The organism is Bacillus sp. MUM 13 (genome assembly GCF_001866725.1).
In the GTDB taxonomy this organism is placed as follows: Bacteria; Bacillota; Bacilli; order Bacillales; family DSM-1321; genus Peribacillus.
On sequence record NZ_MLYQ01000039.1, the window covers coordinates 14,152 to 31,834 of the forward strand.

Below are 17,683 nucleotides of genomic sequence, written 5' to 3' on the forward strand. Positions count from 1 at the left end.
TATCACATTGTTTTTTTTCTATCAGGAGAGAAATAGTGTGCCATATAAAAAGACATGAAATAAGCCAGCTTCTCCTTCCAGACGGAAGAAGATTGCTGACCGCTTTTCTTTCATTATCCTTTTTATACAGCTTGCTGCATATTGAACTGTGCTTTAACAAGTTGATAATATTCACCCTTTAGATACATCAGTTCTTCATGGCTGCCTTCCTCCAGGATTTCACCATGGTTCAGCACGAATATTTTATTCGCTTCCCTTATTGTCGATAATCTGTGTGCGATGATGATTGAGGTTCTTCCCTTAAGCAGGGTTTTAAGGGCTCCTTGTATTTTCATTTCCGTTTCAGTATCAATGCTTGCAGTTGCTTCATCAAGAATCAGGATCTTAGGATCTGCAAGAAGAGCCCTAGAAAAGGAAAGAAGCTGCCTTTCTCCCACAGACAGGATATTCCCCCTCTCCTCTACTTCTGTTTCATATCCATTTGGCAAAGATTGGATAAATATATCAGCTCCAACAGCCCGGGCAGCATTTTTCACTTCTTCGTCGGTTGCATCAGGTCGGCCAAACCGAATGTTTTCCATAATGGTTCCCGAAAAGATAAATGTATCCTGCAGCACAATGCTGATATTTCCTCTAAGGCTTGATAGGGACATATTTTTTAAATCAATACCGTCTATTTTAACTGCTCCTGCGGTTGGGTCATAAAAGCGGCTGATCAAATTTGCAATCGTGGTTTTTCCGGATCCTGTATGGCCTACAAGCGCTACAGTACTTCCAGTTTCCATCTCGAGTGAAATCCCCTTTAATGCTTTTCGGGCGCCGTTATAGGCAAATTCTACCGAATCAAAAATGATATGGCCTTTCATATCATCATGTTTAACAGAATCAGGATGTTCATCAATTAAAGGCTTTTCATCTAAATATTCAAAAATTCTTTCTGAAGAAGCCATCCCGACCAGCAGCTGGTTATATACCTGCCCCATACGCGAAATAGGATCCCAAAACATTCCCAGATAAAATGAGAAGGAAACAAATTCGCCAAGTGACAGCGAGCTTCCCCGGATTAGATGTGATCCATACCAAATTAAGACAGCTGTCCCAAGTGCATTTGTAGCTTCAACTAGAGGCCTGAAGACTGCATTTTTTCTGGCAGCGCTTCTCCAGCTCTCAAAGTTTTCTGCATTGATTCCGTCAAAAAAGTTCATGTTCTCCTTTTCTTGGGTGAATGACTGGGTAATCCTGATTCCCTGAATGCTTTCATTTAAATGGGAATTCAATTTCGACTGTTTTAAACGGACCAGCTGCCAGCTTCTCCTGATTTTTTTGCGGAGACTGGTTGAAATAAAGAACATAATAGGCAGAATGATCATGATGGCCAGTGTCAATGGAGGGCTTAATGTAAATAAAATTACAATAATGCCTGCAAGCAAAACCATATCCATCAAAAGATTAATGACCCCGTTTGTAAACAGCTCCTGAAGAGAGTTAATATCATTCATGATTCTCACCAGGATTGACCCGGCAGAGCGCTGATCAAAAAAACGATGCGATAGGCTCTGTACATGTGTGAATAAATCCTTCCTTAAATCATAAATAACATTTTGCCCCAGCTCGTTCATCCACTTTATCCGGAAGATATTTGCGGCATATGCAATAAGATACAAACAGGCAATAATACCGATATACATGAAAAGATGGTTCGTGTTTTTTTCCTTTATGGCCCCTCCAAGTGTATACACTCCAATAAGAGCTGGAATAACTAGCTTTATCGCTGTTGTCAGCAAGACGGAAAAAATGGCCAGAGGCAGAAGCTTCTTGCTGTACGGCTTCATATAACTGAATAATCTCAGCATTTGTTTCCAATTGAAGGGTTTCTCAATGACTTGGTCATTAGAGTACTGAAAACGGTCTGATGGAGTTCTTTTAGATTTTGCCTGTTTCATATTCAACCTCCTATCTATTCAATCCATTATGAATGCAGTATCAAATCTCTGTCTTTGAATTGAATATCATATATTCGCCCATATGCTCCATGGGACTTTATTAATTCATCATGTGTGCCTCTTTCAGCCACTTTTCCATTTTCAAGTACCAGTATCTCATCTGCATGCTTTAAGGAAGAAATACGGTGTGCAATGATAAATGTCGTCCTTCCTTTCATGACTTCACTAAAAGCATTTTGTATTTTGTATTCGGTTTCCATGTCAACAGCGCTGGTTGCATCATCAAGTATGAGTATGCTTGGATTTATACAGATGGCTCTGGCGATGGCAATTCTTTGTTTCTGGCCGCCAGACAGCCCCATCCCCCTCTCACCGAGAAGGGTATCATACTGATCAGGAAGTTCCATAATGAATTCATGTGCCTGTGCCCTTTTTGCGGCATCAATGATTTCTTCCATGGATGCTTCCGGTTTACCATAGGATATATTAGATTTGATGGTTGAAGAAAAAAGGAAAGATTCCTGCATGACAAATCCGATATTCTTTCTAAGGGTTTGGAGTGAATAATCCCTAATGTCTCTTCCATCAATCAGGATGCTTCCGTCTGTAGGTATATAAAAACGTGTAATCAGCTGGGTGATAGAAGTTTTTCCGCTGCCAGTAGCACCGATCAGGCCTATTACCTTTCCTGGTTCTGCAGTAAAGGTAATATCATGCAAGGCTTCTTCATCATCTTCTGTATATTGAAGGCTGACATTCTGGAATTCTACTGAGCCTAGGAGCCGCTCCTTTTTGATTGCATCTTCTTTTTCCTCAATATGCTGAGTTTCTTCAAGTATCACTAGCAGTCTTTCACCGGAAGCCTTAGACTGGGAAAACATATTCACAACAAAGCCAAGGTTCACAATCGGCCAAATAATAAACCAGACCAGACTGTAGAAGGCAACAAGTTCTCCAGGAGTCAATGTGCCATGGATAACGAGATAACCTCCGTAAGAAAGCAATGCAACTACGGAGATATTCCCTAAAAGCTCCATCACAGGAAAATACTTTGCCCATATTCCGGAAGTAAGCAGGCTATTTTGCTTAAATTCCCCGTTCGACCGGTTAAATTTTCCGATTTCAAAGTTTTCTCTTGAAAGGGATTTTACTGTATTGATTCCGCTGATGTTTTCCTGTACATTGGTATTCAATTTTCCGAATGACTTTCTGATTTTCCTGAAAGCCGGATGTACGGCTTTATCGAATTTATATACCGCTGCCGCCAAAAATGGAAGTGTGCTAAGCGTCACAAACGTTAGCGGAACAGAATAGTAAAACATAACACCGCAGCAAATCAAAACCATCAATATAAAGCGTATGAGCTCTGAAAAGCCATAGGAAAGGAAAAAACGGAAGCCCTCAACATCTGCTGTCAGCCTCGACATCAAATCTCCCGTCTTTGCATTATCATAATAGCGAAACGGCAGGTACTGCAGTTTTTCATAAAGAGAGTTTCTCAGCTTATAAACTGAATGAATCCCGAATAAATCACCTGTATACTGATTAACAAAGGTGGCTCCGCCTTTGATGACCATGATGGCTACAAACCCCAGTGAAAGATATGGAACCATATAATATTTCTTCTCATTTACAACTTTATCAATAGTCAGCTGCAGAAAAACCGGATATACAACGGTAACTCCCGTAATGATCAGCAAAAAAGCAAGGGAGACAAAAAAATATTTCTTGTATGGCCAATAAAAATTTTTTAGTTTTTTAAAAGTCTCCAAATTCACTTCTCCTTTCTAGTTCCAAAAAATTCAAAATATGTATTTTTTAAATAGGACGCATTACTAAATATATCGAGTTTCGAAATAAATTTCCAGCTATTTTTAATAATATTTTTTATTTTTTCAAAATTCGAATAAAGTAGACTATCCCTTAAATTTTCCCCAAGTCAAATATGATTTGGGTAAGATTGTTTTCATATTCTTTGCTGCCAAGTTAAAGGCGGCTCCTTTCCGCGCGGCTGGTGACGGGGAGACATGGGCATCTGCGTGGTCTAACATGCCCCGCCCTCAGAAGCCTCGCACCTTCAACTTCAATCAATCTTTAAACAATGGAATTGCCTAACAGAACTTAATTACTGGGAACTTTAAAAAAGAGCAAAAAAAAGACTAAACCCATGTCGGCCATTAAGACCGGGTTTAGTCTATCTTTAAATTAAACTGTTTTTTCATTTTCATCCAAAACGCGGTTCACACGTTTTTCGAGCATTTTCATTCCGCTGCCGCCTGCCTGAAAATGACGCAGCTTGCCTTCTTTATCAAATACATAATAAGCAGGAACATATTGGTTTTCAAATGCATCATTAAGTTTTAGTTCACTGTCCACATAAATAGGCTGGGTAATACCATGCTCTTTGGCAACCTCTTTAATTTCCTCAAGATCCAAGTCTTTCTCTGACCGCGGCATATGAACAGCCACTACATTCAGCTTATCCTTGAATTCGTCTCTGAACTGATTGACCTGCGGCATCGCTTCTTTGCATAAATGGCAGCTTACAGACCAAAAATGAATCAAAGTCGGTTTATCGCCTACAAGATCTTCCTTTGTTACCTCATTGTTCACCCACGCTGTTGCACCGCTTAATTCCGGCATTAATTCGCGCAATTTCAAAACCATGCACCTCCATTTGTTTGAATAAAAGCACTATCGAGATGGTGCCCTATCTAAAAAAGGGCCTAACTGCAAAGTTAGGCCCTGCAATTAAATTAAAGTGTTTTTTGTCCAGGTCTCCAGTTGGCTGGGCATAGTCCGCCAGTTTGCAGAGCTTGAAGCACACGTAATGTTTCATCTACATCACGGCCAATATTGTTATGGTTGACAACTTGATATTGAAGCTCGCCTTCAGGATTAATGATGAACAAACCGCGAAGTGCAACGCCTTCTTCTTCAATCAGCACGCCATATTCACGGGAAAGCTGGTGGTTAGTGTCAGCAGCAAGTGCATATTTAAGATCGCCAAGTCCATTTTCTGTACGATCAGTATTTATCCATGCAAGGTGTGTATGAATAGTGTCTGTAGAAACACCGATTACTTCAGCGTCCAAATCTTCGAACTCATCAAAGCGATCAGACATAGCGGTAATTTCTGTTGGGCATACGAAAGTAAAGTCCATTGGATAGAAAAATAACACTGTCCATTTATCGTTTTTCATATTTTCTTCAAGGCTTACTTTTCCAAACTCTTTATTAGGCATAACAGCATCCAGTTCAAATCGCGGAGCCTGTTTTCCTACCATGCGTTCTGGCATAATAATCCCTCCAATTAAGTAATTAAATGAGAATGCGATAATATATTCTCATTTTTTCTGCACAAAATCCATTATAGACAAGCACAATCTTGCCGTCAATTAAAACGATTTTAGATAAAGAGTAATTATTAATAATAACTCCCGCTTCCACTATTATTTCCTTTTTGCTGTTTTCTGATTCCTTCCTGCTATAACCAAGTTTTAAAAGCAGAGCAGCGTAGGATATAAATAGATAAGTGGCGGTTAAGCGATGAAGTTTTTTTCATTTTCAGTTAAAATAGGAATGTCCAAAGAAAGTTTATCATGAACATCTTGGGGAATATAATGAAGTGCTTTAACTGACGAACACAGAAAGGAAGATTACATGAAACTGCATGAATTCACGCTCCCAAATAACGTCCGGGATATCAGTTACTGGAACGATTTATTAATAAAAGGCGGCATGATTTTTTTAAAAATCCTCATTATCTATATCATTTATCTGATTGTCAGGTCACTTTCAAGAAGAATCATCAAAACCAGTTTTTCAAGAATCCGCACACGCGAAAAGGTGTCTCCAGGTCGTTCAAAAACACTCGAAAGCCTTTCAGGAAATGTCATAGGCTATATTCTTGTCTTTGTGCTCCTTGTTACCATTTTTCAGGTTCTCGGCATTCCTGCAACCTCCATCTTGGCAGGAGCCGGTGTTGTAGGGCTTGCCGTCGGTTTTGGGGCCCAGGGACTTGTCAGTGATGTTGTAACAGGATTTTTTCTATTATTGGAACGTCAGCTTGATGTAGGGGATTACGTAACAATAGGCACTTTTTCAGGAGTCGTTGAACAGCTCGGACTTAAAACCACCATCATCCGCGGTATGGACGGAACTCTCCATTATCTTCCCAACCGGCAGATAACCAGCTTAAGCAATCATTCTAGAGGCAATATGAGTGCGTTAGTGGATATTTCTTTTCCTGCCGATAAGGAGGTAGAGCCTCTCATAAAGCTTCTGCAGGAAGCATGCAGCAGAGTTGCTGAAGCACAGTCTCAGAATATCATCGAGGGCCCGAGTGTTCTTGGTGTGCAGTCCTTTGATTCATCCAATGTCGTTATCCGCATCCTCGCAAAAACGATAAACGGCAAACAGGCAGATGTTGAACGGGCATTAAGAAAAACGATAAAAGAACAGCTTGAAGAACAAAAAAGACTGGAATCAAGTACAGAAGCGTAAACATGCAAAAGAAAAAGAAAAGGGCCTGCTGTGCAAATGCCCTTTTCTTTTTCTTTACATACATTTCTTACATTCTATTTGCCTTGAAGCTTAGATAAGAAATCAGCAATGGTATGGCTGTGCCGATTGCCTCTTCATCCGGATTTAGCATGGAGTGATGCAGGCCATAAGCAGAGCCTGCACCAAGCCAGAACATAAATCCGGGTATCTCCTTCACCATATAGCCAAAGTCCTCGCCAGTCATTGCTTCGGTGCATTCAATGACATTAGCACTTGAATGTTTTTCGGCAAACTCCATGAATTCCCTTGTCAGCTTTTCCTCATTGTACACCTGATAATACATACTTCCATAATCAATTGAAGCTTCACATTCAAAGCCAATTTCGATTCCTTTGACAAGTGCTTCAATCCGGCTTTTGACCTTAAGCATGGAATCGGCATTAAGCGTCCGTATTGTACCTTCCAGACGGGCATTTTCAGCAATGACGTTTTGAACGGTGCCGCCTGTTATCTTGCCTATTGTAATGACCGCAGAATCAAGCGGGTTGATATTTCTCGACACAATTGTCTGCAGCTGGCTGACTAGTGAGCAGGCACCAACTACCATATCCTTTGTTTCATGAGGATACGCCGCATGGCCTCCCTTTCCTTTTAGGTCAATAAACAGCTCTGAAGTATTTGCAAAAAGCAGGCCCTCTTTGACGGCGATAGTGCCCGCAGGGTATTCAGGTGCTATATGAAGCCCAAGGATCTGATCGGGAAGCCACTTTCGCATAGCTTCTGTCTTAAGCATAGGCTCAGCACCCCCTGGCCCCTCTTCTGCTGGCTGGAATATAAAGAGCAGATTGTCCGCTGCGGGATGATGTGCAAAATGAGTCAGAACGCCCAGCGCTATGCTCATATGCAAATCATGGCCGCAAGCGTGCATCCTTCCTTCATGCCTTGATGCAAAAGGCAGCCCTGTTTCTTCCTTTATGGGAAGTCCATCCATATCTGCCCGATATCCGATGGTCTTACGGGGGCTGGTGCCTTTAATTCTAACGAAAATGCCTGTTTTCCATATTTCTGTTTCAAGATTATCTTGCGGAAGAGTTTTTATATATTCCAATAAAAATTGCTGTGTTTTAAATTCCTTAAAACCCAATTCAGGTATTTGATGGAGTTTCCTGCGTATCTCGATGAACGGATTAATTTGTTCCATTTCCACTGCCTCCTAAGCACAAAAGCGCGGATAAAGCAGTCCGCGCTTTTGTGGGATGTATATAGATTGATTAAAGCTGGCGAAGCTCCTGCATGATTTCTGTTTTCGACTTGGTTTTTTCATCAATTTCTTTAATGACCTTCGCTGGAGTTCCGGCTGCAACCGTATACGGAGGCACATCTTTTGTGACAATAGCTCCTGCAGCGACTACAGCTCCTTTGCCGATTGTTACTCCTTCCAGAACAACTGCATTTGCTCCAATCAGCACGTCATCTTCAACAACAACGGGCTTTGCGGAAGGAGGCTCAATAACACCAGCAAGGACTGCGCCGGCTCCGATATGGCAGTTCTTTCCCACCGTTGCTCTGCCGCCTAAAATGGCGTTCATATCAATCATGGTTCCTTCCCCGATCACTGATCCGATATTAATGGAAGCTCCCATCATGATAACTGCATTATCGCCGATTTCAACTTGGTCGCGGATTATTGCGCCCGGCTCAATTCTTGCCTTGATTCCTTTCAGGTTAAGCAATGGGATAGCTGAATTTCTGCGGTCATTTTCTACAACGAAATCCTCGATTTTTTCATTTCCCTCAAGGATTGGGCCTAGAATGTCCCATTCACCGAACACCACTCCGGTGCTGCCGGTAATGAATGTCTTGGAAGAATCTCCGAAATCGACACCTTCTAGATCACCTTTTACATATACCTTAACTGGTGTTGATTTTTTACTGTTTTGTATGAATGAGATAATTTCATTTGCGTCCATCATTTTCATGATTATAGTCCTCCTGTATGTATCATTTTTCAGATTTAAATTTACCAAACTACTGTATGTAAAACAAGTTATTGAATACCTAAAGCAGAAAAATAAAATTTCCCGGGGAAACCTCCACCCCCATTATATTGAATTATATTTCCTGCATCTGTATATGCTCTTTGACAATTTCAGTGAATGCCTGCACCTGCTTCAGCCCAAAAGCAGATTCATATCCGCAAAGCCAGGTATCTCTTTGGATGGAATGATTTTGATCATTGCTGAGCGGAATTTTATATACATTCTCGTCTTTATTATGCAGAGTAATGGCAGGCAGGATGGCATAGCCGATTCCATTGAACACCATTTGTTTACAGGTTTCAATCTGGTCCACGACAATAGTATTTTTGGGAGTGGTCTGGAATTGTCTATGCCACCAGTCCTGAATTTCCTGATAATAATTGGAGTCGCTTTTAAATTGAATAAATGGCCGTTCTGTTTCCAGAACCTGGCTTAATTCATTCATTTCAGTATCGACCAGATACAGCTTATCTGTGAAAAGGTGCTTTTTTACCCCTTTCCAGTCAGGGGCGCCCCTGATGATTCCTATGTGGACCTGCCCTTCATATAACGATTTAAGGATTTCGCTGCTCCAGCCGGTTATAAGTGATATTTTCGCATAGGGGTAATTTTGAACGAATTTTTTCAAAACCTGCGGCAGCCAGTTTTGACCCACGATTGTTGCACAAGCTATTTTCAGCGTGCCATACACTTCATGATCCATGGACTGTATATCTTCCCTTACCTTTTCTTCTTTTTCAATAACTTCATTCGCGAAACGAATCACTGCCTCTCCTGCAGGAGTAAGGGACAGCCCCTTTTGGGAGCGGAGAAACAATTTCTTCCCCCAATCATTTTCAATGTTCTGCAGTCTTTGAGAAAGTGCGGGCTGTGAAACAAATAAACGCTCAGCAGCTTTTCTCATATTCATTTCCTGCGCTAAAACGGACAGAAGCTGAAATTCTGTAAATAACATAACCGTTCGCACCTCCAATGATAACTAAATCTTATGTCTTTGATTAATTTTATCAGAATTTAATTATCAGCTTAAACGGCATATAATACAAGAAAAAAGAAAGGAAGCGAGCGTAATGACAATTATTTTATTAATCCTGATTGGATTTACAGCTACTTTTATTGGCACACTTGCCGGAAGCGGCGGATTAATCGGCATGCCATCACTGCTGCTGATCGGAATTCCTATACATTCTGTTATAGCATCCGCTAAATTCTCCAACATGTTTTCTTCTTTTTCAAGTTTTTATGTTTTGTTAAAGCAAAGGGAGCTGACATTAAAGGATGCACTCACCCTGATTCCTTTTGCCTTGGCAGGGGGATTGACAGGCGGAATGCTTGCAAATTCTTTCAGCGAAAAAACCATGAATATTATGGCTGTTATTCTCCTTGGTATAGCGTTTATAATCAGTTTTTTAAAAAAACCGAAACAAAAAGACGGTGATTGGTATATCCCTAAAAAAGCATATCCTGCCCTTTTTGGGATAAGTGTATATGATGGAATGTTTGGCCCTGGACAGGCGACCATGCTGATGTACACATTTTTAAACAATGGTGCAAGCTACCTGAAGGCCTTGGCATTAACCCGCTTTCAGACCTTCATCAGCTGCGGGGCAGCATTTCTGTCTTATCTGTATGCCGGTAATTTCGAATGGGATGTCGCTCTCTATTATGCGATAGGGTCTATCGCAGGTGCCCAGCTGGCAGTACGGGCGGCAAGAAAAATTGCTGCAAATCATCTAAAAAAGATCTTGCACGCCGTAACCATTGCCCTCATCTTGCAGCTGATTTATCGCCTTTTCTTTTAAAATTAATCAATCTTATGGCTCTTTGGCAAAAGCAGCAGCAAGGCAAGGCTGACAGCAGCAAATAAAAGGACAATCAAATAAACATGGTGAAGTGAAATTGTCAGCCCCTCCTGCAGGATATGCCTCAGTTTGTCCGGAATCTGCAGGCGTTCTCTGGCGTTTAGCAAAGAATTAGCATCATCAATCGTCAGGGACTTGCGTTCACTGTGGTGATGCAGATATGTTTGCAGAGTTCCATTCATGATTCCGCCTAACAGTGCTGCACCGACAGTATTGCCTAGGTTTCTCATAAAAAGATTAGAAGCAGTTGCAATGCCCCGCCGCTCCCATTCAACTGTATTTTGAATGAGGACAATAAAGGATGTGGATGTGAGCCCCATTCCGATTCCAATAAGAAATGTGCCAGATGCAGCCACCAGCGGTCCAAAAGAAGCCTTCATCAGTACAAGGATTGCACTGCCGGCAATTAAGGAAACCCCGCCAATAATGGAAGTATATTTAAATCCTATTTTAGCTAAAAGTCTTCCGGAAAGAGCCGAAGCAATGGGCCACCCAATGGACATGGAGGTTAAAGTAAAACCCGCCACAGTCGGGGACTTTTCCATCACTCCTTGTACGAAAGCCGGCAGGTAGCTGGATAATCCAATAATCATAATACCTGTAGTCAGAGAAACGAGATTTGCCAGCAGAATGGATTTTTCTTTCCAAATTTCAAACGGCATCATAGGTTCAGGAAAGTTTCGTTCTTGCCTGACAAATAAAAATAGGGCGAGCAGCGCGAACACCAAAAGAATAATAATTTTCCAGGAACCCCACTGCCAATGAACTCCGCCTTCCACCAGAATGATCATGACAGCGGAAATGCCGGCTGTCAGCAATGCTGCTCCGCCATAATCAATTTCAGGTTTTTTCTTACTAACATTTTCATGCAGAAACAAAACAAGTCCGATCATGGATAAAATGCCCAGGGGAATGTTAATCCAGAATACGAGCCTCCACGTCAGCGTCTGGACTAGAAGGCCTCCCAGCGCTGGTCCCATGACGGCTGATATTCCCCACACACTTGATAGGTACCCCTGTACTTTCGCACGTTCTTTCTTCTCATAAATATCCCCAATGATGGTGGAAGCAACCGGGGCGACCGCTCCTGCCCCGAAACCCTGGATGAATCGGTATATAATCAGCTGATTCATCGTATGAGCAAATCCGCATAATATCGAACCTATTAGGAACACAATGATTCCAAAAATCAGAATCGGCTTTCTTCCAAATAAATCTGACAGCTTGCCATAAATCAGCACGGTAACTGCATTCATTAAAAGATACGATGAAAACACCCAGCTATAAAGAGAAAAACCTCCAAGATCGCTTACAATGGCCGGCATTGCTGTAGAAACGATAGTTCCCTCAATTGCATTCATGAACATAGCAAGCATAACAGCCGCAAGAACAAAACTGCGTCTTGTTTGCTTGTTTTCTTTTCCGGATTTATAAAATGACCCCCCCAATGCATGAGTCCCTCCTTACTTAATAATGATTTTTTAAACAAATAGCGGGCTGGTACGACAATGTGTGAATCCAGCGGAACCCGCAGCTGCAGGAAGTGCGGCTCTGGGGCAATAAATAAAACCAGCCCCCAACCGGGAGCTGTTTCCTGAATAGCTGGCTATTCTAGCTAATGACGCCTAATAAAAGGGAACTCCTGCCGGCAGAGGACTGAACCATTCCTCAATTAGGTGTCACTTAATGCGTATCCTCTTTAAAATGGCCCTGCGTGTCAGGATTCCTTCAAATACACCCTCATCGTTTTCAACGCATACAAAAGGATGATCTATTAACAATTCCAGTCCCTTGCTGACTTTGTCGTCTATATGAAGCCTCGGAATGTCTCTATTGATTATTTCTGAAACCTTTTTATTTTCAAGTTCTTCAAATTCAATTCTCTGAAGTCCCATGATTGCATCCAAAATTACAGGTGTGCTGATCAGACCATGCAGCTTGTACATTGGATCTAATACGGGAATCGCTGTATATCCGCTTCTGGTTAAAACGAGCAGAGCATGCTCCAAATTATTGGCCACTTGCACATGTGCTACCCTTTCTGAAGAAATCATAAGGTCTTTAACACTTGAGTCCAATAAATCCCCATCATGTGTACCAATCATTTTAAAATCCCCTTACCTATATGTCTTTGTTTTTATCTTTACGCTATATAAGTGTACCATAGGCAGGGGAAACTTTCTTCTGGCAATACCTGATTTATTTATTCATTTATCAGGCTTTTTTACCCTTTATCTGTTTTAATATTTCTCAATTCAAACCCGCACTGGCTGCATTGATAAATGACATTTTGATTGGACTGAGCGGTCAATACATGTTCTATTGCCCTTTCACTTCTGCACTTTGGACACCTGACAACAGGTGAATTCATAAACTTCCCTCCCTATTACCCGTTTTTGCGGGCAGTAATCCCCATTAAAGGTTCGTTAGTCTCCAGGGAGACTAACGGCACGATTTGTTCTGCTATCCATCGGCGCCTGAATGACAGGCCGTCCGCTGTATTCAATTTATAGGATACGGTTTTCTATTACATAACATACATATATTTGCCTTGGGACCGGCAAGAAGATTCAGTTGCTATTTAAAAACCTGCAGCACGGTCTGGAGGTACTGAAAAGTTTTTTAAGGTCAGTTTCGGTACATTGGCTTGCCGATATCCGCTTCAGCAGAAATATAAAAAGCCGTGCTTATTCCAACTGCGGAGTAAGTACGGCTTTTTCGTATTGATAGGGCAGCTTTTAAATTAAGCCTGCAGCAAATCAAAAATTTCGATTGTAATCATATCAATATTATCGAATTGATATTTAGATGACTTGCTTTTTTCATTAAATACTTCCAATTCAAACATTTCTGTTTTGCTGAAATATGTAACCTGACAAATTTTCACTCCATCTATTTCAAAAAAACGCTGAGCAGATTCTGTTTCCTTCGCTTGCTCCTGTAAACTTTTTAATCTGGTAAGAATGCCCTGTAACTGAGACATACTCCCTCTCCTTTCTGAATAAAACCTTATCGATAGGTTTCACTATATCATATATTTCTATCCAATAACCATAACGAATTAAATTCAGAATTATCCAAAACGTTTTATTTACATGGCCATAGTATCAGCATAAAATAAGGAAGAGATTTTGTACATTAAAAATTGTGTTTTTTTATGAGTTGTGTGAGGCAATTCCCTTGTTAAACTGATTGGAGCGTAAGGTGCTGGATTCCTCCCTATTTGCAGGAAAGGCAAGACCCTGCAGGCGCAGCTAAGGATGCTCACCCCCGCCCTGCGGAAATCAGCCCCCTTGTTTTGCAGCAGCAGAAAGTTTACGAAAACATCCAAATTAAAAGAAGGTGATGGATTTTGTCTAATATTAATAAGATTGATGATAGAATCACTTTGATAGATGGATATGATTTAAACATCCCAAACAGGACAGGCACTTATGTAATAAGAGAAACAAAGCTGACACTCGTTGAAACTTCTGCAAGCCCCTCAATTCCCCGCATTTTGGAGGGCTTAGCTGAAATCGGTATATCTCCTTTAGACATAGACTATATAGTTATTACCCACATTCATCTGGACCATTCTGGAGGGCTCGGTCTTTTTCTCACATACTGTCCGAAAGCCAAAGTCATTGTTCATAAAAAAGGAGCCCGCCATCTTGAGGATCCTGGCCGACTGATTGAAAGCGCAAAAAGTGTTTATAAAGGCGAATTCAGTAAATTGTTCGAACCCATACTGCCGATTCCCCATGACTCTATCTTAATTAAAGATGACAAAGAAACTCTTAAACTTTCAGAATCCTGCACATTGACATTCTATGACACACCTGGGCACGCCAGCCATCACTTGAGCATACATGATTCAGTTTCCAATGGAATGTTCACTGGAGACACAGCAGGTATATTTTATAGCGAATTACAGGAATTAGATATTGAATTTTACCTTCCTTCCACGTCGCCTAACCAGTTTAATCCCGATGCAATGCTTATGGCTCTCCAGCTTTATGAGCGTCTTGGAATTAATAAAATTTACTTTGGACATTTTGGAAACTCCAATCGTCCTTCACATGTGTATGCCCAAATAAAACATTGGCTTCCTATATTCCTTTCTGCAGCAGAAACATCTTACTCCTCTGATAAAAGCATGGATGAGCAGGCTTCACAAACAGCCGCCGTGCTGTTTCGCCAAATAAGCACCCATCTTCAGGAAAAGGGAGTTCCTGCTTCACATCGGGTGTTTGATATTCTTAAACTGGACTTAAAAGTAAGCGCACTGGGAATGGCAGATTACTTTATCAAAATCCACGGCTAAAAAGGTATGGTATCATATGTTCATGATTAAGCCATTGCAGTTTAAATCTTAGATCTTGGACATTTACAGACTGTTTCCTTTTAAAATAAACAAATCCGCTATATACTATTTATACTACTATGAAAATTGGAGGAAATCATGAACGACATTATTCTGTTTACGCAGCCTGACTGCCCTCCCTGTAAGATTATGAAGATGTTTTTACAGGAAAATCAAATTTCTTTTACAGAAAAAAATATTAAGGAAGATGCTGACAGCATGAAAGAGCTGACAAAAAAATACGGCTCTTATTCTACACCGACTATTGTAATAAACGGCCAGGCAATTATCGGCTTTGAGATTGATAAAATTAAAGAGACACTCTCCCTGGCCTAAGGTGGTCTATCAGACAATCCCATTATTAAGTCAGGCTGATTGGAGCGAAGGGTGCGAGACTCCTGCATAGATTAGCGGAAAGCGAACCCTGGAACAGAAATCAGCCACCTTGTTTCATTGCAGCAATGGTGACAAAAACAGCCAAATAAACAAGCAATCCCCCTATCATTTGCGGGGGATTGCTTGTTTATTTAGCTGCTGCCGGCAACTTTCTGCTATTAATGGAAATAGCGCTGACCTTCCATTTACCTGAAATTTTCTCCATCTTTACAGTTTCATAATGAGGGGCATATGATACAGGCCCTTCACCCGCCTGCATCTTTTCCTGCACATATTTTATGCTGCGTTTCTGGTTTTCAATCACCTTTGTTTTAGTTCCATAGCTAAAGAATGGAATATAATATGCTGCATTATCCGAGCCTAATGCTGCATATCCCCCTTTTACCTTTACTACATTTTGCTTCATGAATTTTTTAATAACATCTTCTGTAAAATAACCATCCAGAATATCATGAATTTCTTTTTTTGTTCTTGGTTTTTCACTGATGGAAACTTGTTTGTTAAAAGCTTCCTGCACGATTCCAAAGGTATTGTTATTATGCACCTTGCCCTTTGCCTCGGCACTGCTGAAGGATAATGCCATTGCGATCAGAGCGGCCGTAAAAAGGAAAAAGTATTTTTTCAAATAAATCACTCCCCGTATAGATTCGCTATATGCATTGTACTTGCTTCTTACTCATTCAATACCCCTCATCTGCAGCAGAAAACCGAATAAAAGCTGGAAAAATGATGAAAAAAGAGACTCTGCCAGGAAGTCTCTTTTTGAAAGGCTCTTTTATTAAAGATTGTTGTTACTTAAATAGTTCTCGAGGCAATTCGATTGTTATAGCAGGTTGAGAAAACAGCCTTTTGAAAAATCCGTTTATCCCTTTAACCGGCAGCAGTATACAATTTTTGTAACCTAAGCAGTAACAGGGTTATTTAAAAGAAAAATACATGATTAATAAGCCCATCAGAAGGAAAAAAACAATAAAGGCAATAAAAACCGGATTGCGGAAATAAGGGTGGCTTTGAACCTTTTCATCTACTGAACCATCATATTGGTTCACTGCTTTTTGCGTTCTGGCGATTACAAGCGTGTAATAAATCGAATAAACGATAATCCCCGCTGCCGCGATGCATAAAATCCAAATAAACGTGCTCAAGCCATTTCCTCTCCATTCATTTCTTTTGGTTAGAATGGCACATTTTTATGGTTTTTATTCCACATTAAGCTTTTTTCATAAAAGTTCCTCATTTTCATATAAATATTCATAAGATAAGTCCAAAAATAAATAATGACTGCCATCTAAAGGATAAGAAAATGTCCTGATCGTTTCACCTGTTTCAATATCGCTGTACAAATCAGATAATATTCCTTTTTTTTCATTTCTCATCCTGATAATATTCTCTAAAAAATATGGCCTCCAGCTCCAGTTTTTTTCAAGGTACTCTTCCTGAACTGTCCATGAACCATCTTTTTTCAAAAAGTTAGCTGATTTCTGGTATCCTTCTTCATTGCAAATATATAAGCGGAAACACATTGCCTCAAGCTTGACAGTCAAAGACTTTAATAAACTTTCATATGTATTGAATTTTTTTTGTTTAGATAGGAGCAGCTGAATATCTTCATTGATTTTCATCGTTCTTTGATAAACAATCTCAAGCTTCCTCATTTCAAAAGAAATATATCGCTGACTCTCTTCTTTTATTTTTTCTTTCAACAAATCTTTGGGTATAAATGAAGAACCGGGCAGGGCCAGGTAGCCTCCCTGATAATATCTTCCTCCATTTTTCAGCGCGAATCTGAGCTGATAGTCTCTGTCTATACTTTCAAACAAAAGATTTGCCCCGATTTTCCTTGCAAGTATCCCTAATGAATAAAGCGTGATCTGCATGGCATCACTGCCGGATTTTTTTAGCTCTTCAAGGCTCACAACAAGAATATGGGGGGAAATAAGCGCAAACCTGTCAAGCAGCCTTTCTTCACCAATATGCTTAAGAGATATTTTAATTCCATAGGTTTTATAATAAGTTAGCACGTGCAAAAAAGAGTCAAACGCTTCTGTATGCTCCCTGTCAGTTAATTGCAGGACAACCCTTGAATATTGGGCAGGAGACAGGCGGTTTTTTATAATCTCTAAAAAAGATTCACCATGGTCGCTCATAAGCTGTCCGGGATCCCGGTTAATGAAAATCAAAAATTCTTCCTTCTCTGCCGCGATTATGTCCAGAGCTTTTTCGAGCAATTGGTTTGCCACATCGTTTCTATATTCTGCTGGTATGCTTTTGTCTTGAAAAAACGGATCCAGGCTTTGATAATCAGTACCATTCTGATAGCTGCCAAGTATTTCATAACCGCAAACCATATGCTCATCAGCACTGAAAACAGGCTGAAAAAAAGGCTGTATTCGCTCAGGATGGGTTATTATTTCATCTGCATCCATGATGTGCTCCCCCTTTTTTTTAAGTACATTATGAAAAAATTATATCACTTGAAAGCCAGTATGGGTTACTAAATCATTTACATATTTGATCAGCTAAAACTTCCATTAGAGCGGGTTTGCCTGATGATGCAAGCAGGATCAATCGGACATTACGGCAAAAAACCAT

General features: G+C 40.5%; 18 protein-coding genes. 4 read left to right on the plus strand and 14 right to left on the minus strand.

The window, feature by feature from the left end; genetic code table 11:
- Positions 1-122 precede the first annotated feature (122 nt).
- From BIV59_RS11845 to BIV59_RS11860, 4 genes are all read right to left on the minus strand, one after another.
- On the minus strand, positions 123-1,943 hold the full coding sequence (locus BIV59_RS11845) for an ABC transporter ATP-binding protein (RefSeq protein WP_071351696.1): 1,821 nt from the start codon (positions 1,941-1,943) through the stop codon (positions 123-125).
- Between the two features lie 26 nt (positions 1,944-1,969).
- On the minus strand, positions 1,970-3,715 hold the full coding sequence (locus BIV59_RS11850) for an ABC transporter ATP-binding protein (protein WP_071351697.1): 1,746 nt from the start codon (positions 3,713-3,715) through the stop codon (positions 1,970-1,972).
- Positions 3,716-4,148: 433 nt separating this feature from the next.
- Positions 4,149-4,604, minus strand: coding sequence for a TlpA disulfide reductase family protein (locus BIV59_RS11855; RefSeq protein WP_071351698.1), 456 nt, complete (start codon positions 4,602-4,604; stop codon positions 4,149-4,151).
- A gap of 95 nt (positions 4,605-4,699) precedes the next feature.
- Positions 4,700-5,242, minus strand: a complete 543-nt coding sequence (locus BIV59_RS11860) for a peroxiredoxin (RefSeq protein ID WP_071351699.1) — start codon at positions 5,240-5,242, stop codon at positions 4,700-4,702.
- A 364-nt stretch (positions 5,243-5,606) separates the two neighbouring features.
- Between BIV59_RS11860 and BIV59_RS11865 the strand changes: the two genes are divergently transcribed.
- A complete protein-coding gene (locus tag BIV59_RS11865) occupies positions 5,607-6,449 on the plus strand; it encodes a mechanosensitive ion channel family protein (RefSeq protein ID WP_071351700.1) in 843 nt (280 codons plus the stop codon).
- A gap of 67 nt (positions 6,450-6,516) precedes the next feature.
- On the opposite strand, the gene BIV59_RS11870 is transcribed toward BIV59_RS11865, so the two are convergent.
- The 3 genes from BIV59_RS11870 to BIV59_RS11880 form a co-directional block, all read right to left on the minus strand.
- Positions 6,517-7,650, minus strand: a complete 1,134-nt coding sequence (locus BIV59_RS11870) for an N-acetyldiaminopimelate deacetylase (protein WP_071351701.1) — start codon at positions 7,648-7,650, stop codon at positions 6,517-6,519.
- Between the two features lie 70 nt (positions 7,651-7,720).
- A complete protein-coding gene (gene dapD / locus BIV59_RS11875) occupies positions 7,721-8,428 on the minus strand; it encodes a 2,3,4,5-tetrahydropyridine-2,6-dicarboxylate N-acetyltransferase (RefSeq protein ID WP_071351702.1) in 708 nt (235 codons plus the stop codon).
- A gap of 133 nt (positions 8,429-8,561) precedes the next feature.
- Positions 8,562-9,443, minus strand: coding sequence for a LysR family transcriptional regulator (locus tag BIV59_RS11880; RefSeq protein WP_071351703.1), 882 nt, complete (start codon positions 9,441-9,443; stop codon positions 8,562-8,564).
- Between the two features lie 115 nt (positions 9,444-9,558).
- Between BIV59_RS11880 and BIV59_RS11885 the strand changes: the two genes are divergently transcribed.
- Positions 9,559-10,290 carry a sulfite exporter TauE/SafE family protein gene (locus tag BIV59_RS11885; RefSeq protein ID WP_071351704.1) on the plus strand — a complete coding sequence of 244 codons (732 nt, stop codon included), beginning with the start codon at positions 9,559-9,561 and terminating at the stop codon, positions 10,288-10,290.
- Positions 10,291-10,292: 2 nt separating this feature from the next.
- On the opposite strand, the gene BIV59_RS11890 is transcribed toward BIV59_RS11885, so the two are convergent.
- The 4 genes from BIV59_RS11890 to BIV59_RS11900 form a co-directional block, all read right to left on the minus strand.
- Entirely contained in the window at positions 10,293-11,726 is a 1,434-nt protein-coding gene (locus BIV59_RS11890; protein ID WP_083392146.1) for an MDR family MFS transporter, read from the minus strand.
- Between the two features lie 303 nt (positions 11,727-12,029).
- Positions 12,030-12,455, minus strand: a complete 426-nt coding sequence (cbpB, locus tag BIV59_RS11895; protein ID WP_071351706.1) for a cyclic-di-AMP-binding protein CbpB — start codon at positions 12,453-12,455, stop codon at positions 12,030-12,032.
- Between the two features lie 119 nt (positions 12,456-12,574).
- Positions 12,575-12,721: a hypothetical protein gene (locus BIV59_RS23660; RefSeq protein WP_090987904.1), complete on the minus strand. Its 147-nt coding sequence runs from the start codon at positions 12,719-12,721 to the stop codon at positions 12,575-12,577.
- A gap of 372 nt (positions 12,722-13,093) precedes the next feature.
- Positions 13,094-13,333, minus strand: a complete 240-nt coding sequence (locus BIV59_RS11900) for a YkuJ family protein (protein WP_071351707.1) — start codon at positions 13,331-13,333, stop codon at positions 13,094-13,096.
- A 369-nt stretch (positions 13,334-13,702) separates the two neighbouring features.
- On the opposite strand from BIV59_RS11900, the gene BIV59_RS11905 reads away from it, so the two are divergent.
- Positions 13,703-14,656, plus strand: a complete 954-nt coding sequence (locus BIV59_RS11905) for an MBL fold metallo-hydrolase (RefSeq protein ID WP_071351708.1) — start codon at positions 13,703-13,705, stop codon at positions 14,654-14,656.
- Positions 14,657-14,794: 138 nt separating this feature from the next.
- Positions 14,795-15,031 (plus strand): glutaredoxin family protein, encoded by a 237-nt coding sequence (locus BIV59_RS11910; RefSeq protein ID WP_071351709.1) that lies wholly within the window; start codon positions 14,795-14,797, stop codon positions 15,029-15,031.
- Positions 15,032-15,218: 187 nt separating this feature from the next.
- Here BIV59_RS11910 and BIV59_RS11915 read toward each other — a convergent pair whose 3' ends face one another.
- From BIV59_RS11915 to BIV59_RS11925, 3 genes are all read right to left on the minus strand, one after another.
- A complete protein-coding gene (locus BIV59_RS11915; RefSeq protein WP_071351710.1) occupies positions 15,219-15,716 on the minus strand; it encodes a DUF3993 domain-containing protein in 498 nt (165 codons plus the stop codon).
- 292 nt (positions 15,717-16,008) lie between these two features.
- Entirely contained in the window at positions 16,009-16,236 is a 228-nt protein-coding gene (locus BIV59_RS11920) for a hypothetical protein (protein ID WP_071351711.1), read from the minus strand.
- A 75-nt stretch (positions 16,237-16,311) separates the two neighbouring features.
- Positions 16,312-17,517 (minus strand): EAL-associated domain-containing protein, encoded by a 1,206-nt coding sequence (locus tag BIV59_RS11925; protein ID WP_071351712.1) that lies wholly within the window; start codon positions 17,515-17,517, stop codon positions 16,312-16,314.
- Positions 17,518-17,683: the final 166 nt, after the last annotated feature.